The sequence below is a fragment of the Lactobacillus sp. genome (assembly GCF_051873315.1).
Taxonomy (GTDB): Bacteria; Bacillota; Bacilli; order Lactobacillales; family Lactobacillaceae; genus Lactobacillus.
On sequence record NZ_JBJEES010000106.1, the window covers coordinates 1 to 6,791 of the forward strand.

Here is a 6,791-nt window from a genome sequence, read left to right on the forward strand (position 1 = left end):
TATATCTTACTCGCTTGTTTGATTCTTGTCAACAAGTTTTCGATATTTTCTTTTTTGCCTCCGCGAGAACTTCCTGTCTCACGCGACAACAAATATTAGTATACTCGTTATTTTTGAAAGGTCAAATCAAGCTTTTCATCCGGTTTACATTATGAACACCCGGCAGAGTTGTGATAAGGTGGAGCCTGATCTCGTTCGGCAATATCAAGTGTAGTTGGCATTTTTGCTTTCTTTCTGTTTTCTTTGTTCGGAAAAAGGTGATTTTTTGGCTGATATTTTTTCTAAAAGTTTTTTGCTTTTTCTTTTCCAAATTACAAAAGCGCTTTCTTATTTGTCTGTTCTTCGACAATCTCAATTGCCAATTGGCAGCGGTCATAAACATCCCGCGCGCTTAGATGCAGTCCTTCAGCCAGCCACTCGTACAGGATCGCATAGATAATGTGAGCTGCATTATTCAGAGTCTTAATCGAATAGTCCCCGCTTAAGGAATGGGCATCAACGTAGCAAACTGTCTTCTTTCGCAGCAGCCATTCTACTTTCCGTGGAAAACGGGCCGCAAACTCTTTACCCTTGGCTTTCCCCTTCTCCGCATCAATCAAGGCCACCAAGTTCAAAATGAAACAGCGGTCTTTTTCCATATAGGTCAATAGTCTCTTTAAGCCGCTGGCGTAATCACCGCTTGCAAAGTACAAATGCTGGTCCAGCTTCTTTAATAGCAATTCTGCGCTGAGCTGCCGCATGCTGCCATAGTGGGCATAAAAGGTTGGCCGGGAGCAGGCAGCCAGCTTGCAGAACTTCTTGACGTTGATCTCACTGCCCCTCTCGCTGTCCAAGACCTGGGCCAGGATCTGGTTGGCTTCCAAAAGTTTGATACTGGTAATCATTTTTACTACCTCCGTTCGAGACACATTATCTGTGTCTCGAACTTTTTTTGCAGCCGGCAGCGCTAAAAGGCCGGTCTGGCGCGATTTCTTGTTTATTACGATTTAGTCGTAATGGAAAATCGGCAGCGCTGCAGCCGCCAGCCCTCTTTTCTTTCCGAAAACAAAAGCCAGCCCTGACCCTTCCTTGTCAGTGCTGGCTTCGCTGTGCTGTGTTGCGTTTTATCTTCCGCTTTCGCCTCAGTCGCTGTTTTCTACTCACTTTTCATCTATTATCTTATCACAAAACTTATACCGAGTTCAGTCAGTTCTTATACTAATTTTACTAAGATTTTTTCTTCTAAAAAAGTCCCCTCACCTTTTGTTTCTCTAGCCTTTTTCCTCTCTTGATTCACTTTGCACATTATTTCCCACCTGTTATTTTCCCGAAAAAAAGACCCACCCAGAGGGTGAGTCCAAATTCTTAGGCTTGTGGTTCTCTCCATTCGCCGCCTTGAGCCAGCTGCTGCTTGCCAAGTTCGCTGACAATAACAGAGATGTGTTCCTTTGGCGCGCCAGTGTCTTCTGAGATCACCCGGGTCACGTCCTTCATCATCTTTTCCAGTTGTTCTGGCGTACGGCCAGCCAAGAGTTCAATGTGTACAAATGGCATTGTTCTGCTCCTTTTTTCAAAAACAAGTAACTTTTCCTACATTATACCTGCTTTTTCAGAAAAAGCACCCCGCCAAAGCTACTTTGCCAAAAGTTCCTTGATTGCCTGGTCCAGTGGAGTCAAGCCACCCAGAACTTCTTCCAGGTCGCTGCTTTCTTCAGTCAATGAGCCATCATCAATTGGCTGCTGGAAGCTGGCGTACATTGCCGCCGTGTCATGATCCAGGCCCACGCCTTCCAAGACCTGCACGTATTCGTCCTGGCTGACCTGCTTAGCTGCAGTGTCTTCACCAGTTGCCGCGTTCAAAGCCGCTGCCAAATCCTCGTAGCTCCGTTTTGGGCCGGCAAATTCATAAACTTCCTTTGGATCGTCACTAGTCAAAACCTTGACCGCTGCTTCCGCGTATTCTCTTTCCAGTGCCCAGCCGGCAAAATTATTTGCCCAGTAAAGACGGTTGGCTGGACCTGGAGCCAGGAATGACAGATCGTTTTCCAAGTACCAGTTGTCGCGCAGGAAAGAGTGCTTGATCCCGCTCTCCTTAAGCAGCTTTTCCGTCAGCTTGTGGTCAGCTGCCAGCCAGTTGTCGCTTTCGCTGGCCTTCGGGAAGCTGGTGTAAGCCACATAGCCAACGCCGGCTTTCTTAGCAGCTTCTACCACGTTCTTGTGCTGGTCAGCTCTAGTTACTGCCCCGCCTGGCTGAGAAGAAATGAAGAGAAACTTGTCCACGCCGGCCAAAGCCTTTTCTACAGCTGTTTCATCGCCGTAGTCGGCCTGGCGGATTTCCACGCCCGGGAAAAGCTTCTTGCCCTTTTCTTCATCGCGGACGATCGCCACTACATTTTCTGCCCCAACTGCTTCGACCAGCTTCTTGACCGCGGTCTGGCCAAAGTTGCCAGTAGCCGCTGAAATAGCGTACTTCATAATTGCCTCCGTTAGTTCTCTGTTTCATTTACTTGTTATTTTTAAATCTACAATTATTCTAGCACGTGTATTTTTAAAGTCAACACCTTTTCCCATAAAAAAACGCCAGCTTTCGCTGACGTAATTAGGCAAGTTGCCCTTCTTCTTTTATCTGCTTGACGATTTCCTGCAGGCTGATCTCCCGCATCTTGGCAAAAGCTGCCTCTTCCACTTCCGCGTAGGCCTTGGCCAGCGGCCCTTGAATGTTGCCGCCAACTGGGCACTTCTGCTCCGTGTCTTCATCAACGTGCAGCAAGTGGTGATCCATGTCGACTGCCGCGAAAATATCATAGAGGCTGATTTCTTCCGGCTGCTTGGCCAATTCCGGCTCAGCACTCCCCTGCTTGGTCTTCAACAGCCCTGCCTTGCGCAGGTCCATCATCAGGCTCCGCACCATGCTGGGATTGGTCACGATACTGCTTGCGATCGCCCGGCTGGACAGGTCGCCATCGGGAAAAATCTCGATATAGGCCAGCAGGTGGACCGCGTCGCTCAATTTATGGGAAAATTTCATTTCTTACCAGCTCCTTTTTAAAAAGCCTGTTTTCTTAATCTTAACAGCTTTTTCCGGGATTTGCCACTTTTGCCATGTTACACGTGAAACTATTGCTGGCATTTCTCCCGCAAAAAATCGATCAGTTCCGGGCTGCAGTTCTTCTTCAAGAGCAGCATGCCTTGGTCTGAAGCCGGCATCATGATGATTTCCTCGTCAGTTTCAATATAGCGGGTGATCTGGTCATAGCGGTATTCCCCGTCCCCCCGGTTGGTCAAAATCAAAAAGTGGTCCGGGTAAAATTCGTAGCGCACGTAGTCATCCTTGATGGCCGGCATGCCCGCGTAGATTTTCTTCAACCGCCGCTTATAGAGGTAGACGATTGCCGCTGGGTAAAAAGCAATCACCAGGGCAAACATGACCGTGAAGTCGTACTGTTTCAAGGCGAAAGCCACCGCTCCGGCCGCGATCCAGATTGCTTCCGCGATCATGATGATCCGCCGCCGGCTTTTTTCCGTCACCTTCATGGCCATCCTGGTGTACTCGTTCAGGTCCATGTGCACCTCGCTGATATATAGGGCTTGTTCCATCTGCCTCACGTCCTTTCTATAAAAATTATAAGCTATTCTTCCCCGCCCGTAAAAAAAGACGCGCCATAGCGCGTCTTTGAGTCAGTCCTAACTATATTAATATTTCTCATCCTTGCTCAGCTCATAAGTTTCCGCGATTGCCAAATTATAGTATGGCATCAGCCAGATCCCCAAAATTCCCAGAGTAAAGGCGGTTAAAATGTACCAGCCCAAGAAGGACAGGTTCAAACAGAGCAGCTTCCAGACCCGGCCCTTGGTCAGCTTCCAGCCAACGCCGATTTCCGCCCAGACTGACCGCTTCTGCCCGGCCTGGACGTCTTCGTCGATCACGTAGACAACATAGGTCAGCCGCAGCTCGATCCAGACCAGCAAAACGACCAGCAAGATCAAAAGAATGATGCCTGCCACCACCGGCACTTGCGGAATGGCTGACCCAACTACCGCGGCCGCGATTGCCACGGTCCCGGTCCCGATGATCAAGGCTTCAATCACCCCATAAATGAGCAAGCGAGCAATGTGCTGGCCGGTCAAGCCGCACCAGGCATTCGGCTCTTCCCCGCCCTTTTGGATCTTATTCCGCCAGCGGTCAAAGAAGATGTAGCCGTTAGCCGTCAACAGCGCGGCCGCGATTTCCAAAAGGAAAAAGATGATATTGGCTCCGGCTCCCGACTTGGAATCGGTCGCCTGGTCAACGACATTCGGTATGATATTTGCCACAATCAGCAGCAGACCCATCGGCATATAGACCTTCTTCGGGATCTGCTTCAAGTTTTCCCGGGCCAAAGCCCGGATTTCCTTCGCTTTCATTGTTCACTCCTCTGTAAAAAAGCTTTTATTATTTTCACTATTATTATAGCGCTGATTGTTTCACATGTAACATAGTTCTTTTCCTATCTGCCCTGCTGCCAGCGTATGTTATGATGGTAAAAAATCTTTCCACAGTGAGGTCGATTCCATGGAACTTTCCCCTTTGAGCCCGCCCCGGCTCGTCAGCAATCAGCAAGAAAACATCTGGCAAACCCTGCGCCGGCAGCTGCTGACCTGCCAGTCATTCACTTGGACCGTGGCCTTCATTACCGCCGACATGCTGCCAGCTTTCAAACTGGTTATGGAAGACCTGCAAGCCAGCGGAGTCCAGGGCACCATCATCACCGGGACCTACCTGGCCTTCAACCAGCCCCGGGTTTTCGCCGAACTCTTAAAAATTCCAAATCTACAAGTCCGGATCGTAGACGGCCCCTTCCACGCCAAGGGCTATCTTTTTGACCACGGGGACTGGCAGACCGCCGTCATCGGCAGCGCCAACTTCACCCGATCCGCCCTTCTGGCCAACCAGGAATGGTGCCTCAAGGTCGACTCTCAAAACGATTCGGCTTTGACCCAGCAACTAGCCGCGGCTTTAGCAGACTTGATGGCCAAAAGCCAGCCCTTGACCCGCCTCTGGCTGGCCGACTATGAAAAAAGCTGGCAGCCACCAGCCAAGCCTGTGTTACACGTGAAACAAGAAAAGATCGTTCCCAACCAGATGCAGGCAGCCGCCCTAAAAAATCTCCAAGCCATAGTCAAAAGCGGCGCCCGCCGGGCCCTGGTGGTTTCCGCTACCGGGACAGGCAAGACCTACCTGGCGGCTTTAGCGGTCAAAGACTTTGCCCCCCGCCGCTTCCTCTACCTGGTCCACCGGGAAGAGATTGCCCGCAAGGCCCTGGAGACCTTCAAAAAAGTCATCGGCGGCAAGGACAGCGACTTCGCCCTTTTGACTGGGACCAGCCACCAGCAGGCCCGCTACACCTTCGCGACCATCCAGACCGTTTCCCAGGACCAGTTCCTGGCCAGTCAGGCTGCTGATTTTTATGACTACATCTTGATCGATGAAGCCCACCGGTCCGCCGCCCCCAGCTATCAAAAAGTCCTCAGCCACTTCAGCCCGGTCTTTTGCCTGGGCCTGACGGCCACGCCGGAGCGGATGGATCAGCAGGATATTTTTGCTCTCTTTGACTACAATTTAGCCTACGAGATCCGCCTGGCCGATGCCCTGGAAAGCAAAATGCTCACGCCCTTCCACTATATCGGCATCCGCGACTACGAAATTGACGGCCAGACTTCTGATGACTTCAGCGACCTCCGCTGGCTGGGCACAAAAGAGCGGGCCAATTACCTGCTTAAAGAACTGGACTACTACGGCTATAGCGGTCCCCGCCCCTGCGGCCTGGTCTTCTGCAGCCGGCAGGAAGAAGCCCGGCAATTGGCAGAAGCTTTCACGAACCAGGGCCAGCCAGCCCAGGCCTTGACCAACCTGGATTCTCCAGCTGTCCGCCGGCAGGCGGTCAAGGACCTGGAAAACGGCCGCCTTCACTACTTGGTAACGGTCGACCTCTTCAACGAAGGCGTGGACATTCCCGCCCTCAACCAAATCGTCATGCTCCGGGCCACCCAGTCAGCCACGGTCTTCATCCAGCAGCTGGGCCGGGGCCTGCGCCTCTACCCGGGCCAAGACTTCGTCACCGTCCTGGACTTCATCGGCAACTACCAAAACAACTATTTGATTCCCCTGGCCTTAGCCGGGAAAAAGCTCTCCCGCGACCAGCTGAAATACCAGCTGCAAACCGTCAGCTTTGCCGGCCTGTCCACCATCAACTTCAGCCGGATCGCCAGCCAGGAGATCCTAGCCTCCCTGGACAAGGTCAAGCTGGACTCACTCAAGCAGCTGCGAGAAGCCTACGGTGACCTTGCCCAGCAGCTAGGCCGGCCGCCCCTTTTGCTGGATTTTGCCAAAAAAGGCCAAGTCTCGCCCCGCCTCTGGCTGGACAGCAAGTCCCTGCCCCACTACGGGGCCTTCCTGGCCAAAATGGGTCAGCCCTGCCAGCTGTCCTCTTACGAAAGCCAGCTTCTCTCCTTCGTTACCAAGGAACTGACCCCGGGTCAACGGCCGCATGAGCTTTTGCTTTTGCAGGTTCTTTTGCAAAAAGGCAAAATCAGGCAAACTGATTTCCAAGCTCTTTTGCAAAAATACGGGGCCTACGACTCACCCGCCTTGGAAAAATCTTTGGCAGCCATCCTGTCTTTGGACTTCTATGATGTCAAAAGCGGTTCAACTACCCAAAAAGCCAAGTACGGCGGCGAGCCTGTCGCCTGCTTAAAAGACGGCTGCTGGTCTTTAAACTCCAAAATTGTCCAAGGCAGTCCGGACTTCCTTCGCCTTTTTAAAGACGCGGTCA

General features: G+C 51.6%; 6 protein-coding genes and 1 pseudogene. 1 reads left to right on the plus strand and 6 read right to left on the minus strand.

The window, feature by feature from the left end:
• Positions 1 to 311 precede the first annotated feature (311 nt).
• From ACI32D_RS06195 to ACI32D_RS06220, 6 genes and pseudogenes are all read right to left on the minus strand, one after another.
• Positions 312 to 884 carry a hypothetical protein gene (locus tag ACI32D_RS06195; RefSeq protein WP_439775734.1) on the minus strand — a complete coding sequence of 191 codons (573 nt, stop codon included), beginning with the start codon at positions 882 to 884 and terminating at the stop codon, positions 312 to 314.
• Between the two features lie 460 nt (positions 885 to 1,344).
• Positions 1,345 to 1,536 (minus strand): annotated as a pseudogene (locus tag ACI32D_RS06200) (2-hydroxymuconate tautomerase); the annotation flags it as partial.
• 75 nt (positions 1,537 to 1,611) lie between these two features.
• On the minus strand, positions 1,612 to 2,454 hold the full coding sequence (locus ACI32D_RS06205; protein WP_439775735.1) for an NAD(P)H-binding protein: 843 nt from the start codon (positions 2,452 to 2,454) through the stop codon (positions 1,612 to 1,614).
• Between the two features lie 124 nt (positions 2,455 to 2,578).
• Positions 2,579 to 3,007, minus strand: coding sequence for an Rrf2 family transcriptional regulator (locus tag ACI32D_RS06210; RefSeq protein WP_439775736.1), 429 nt, complete (start codon positions 3,005 to 3,007; stop codon positions 2,579 to 2,581).
• Positions 3,008 to 3,096: 89 nt separating this feature from the next.
• Positions 3,097 to 3,576 (minus strand): YcxB family protein, encoded by a 480-nt coding sequence (locus ACI32D_RS06215; protein WP_439775737.1) that lies wholly within the window; start codon positions 3,574 to 3,576, stop codon positions 3,097 to 3,099.
• Positions 3,577 to 3,672: 96 nt separating this feature from the next.
• Positions 3,673 to 4,383, minus strand: a complete 711-nt coding sequence (locus ACI32D_RS06220) for a DUF975 family protein (RefSeq protein ID WP_439775738.1) — start codon at positions 4,381 to 4,383, stop codon at positions 3,673 to 3,675.
• Positions 4,384 to 4,531: 148 nt separating this feature from the next.
• Between ACI32D_RS06220 and ACI32D_RS06225 the strand changes: the two genes are divergently transcribed.
• On the plus strand, positions 4,532 to 6,791 hold a 2,260-nt coding region (locus ACI32D_RS06225; protein WP_439775739.1), incomplete at its 3' end, for a DUF3427 domain-containing protein.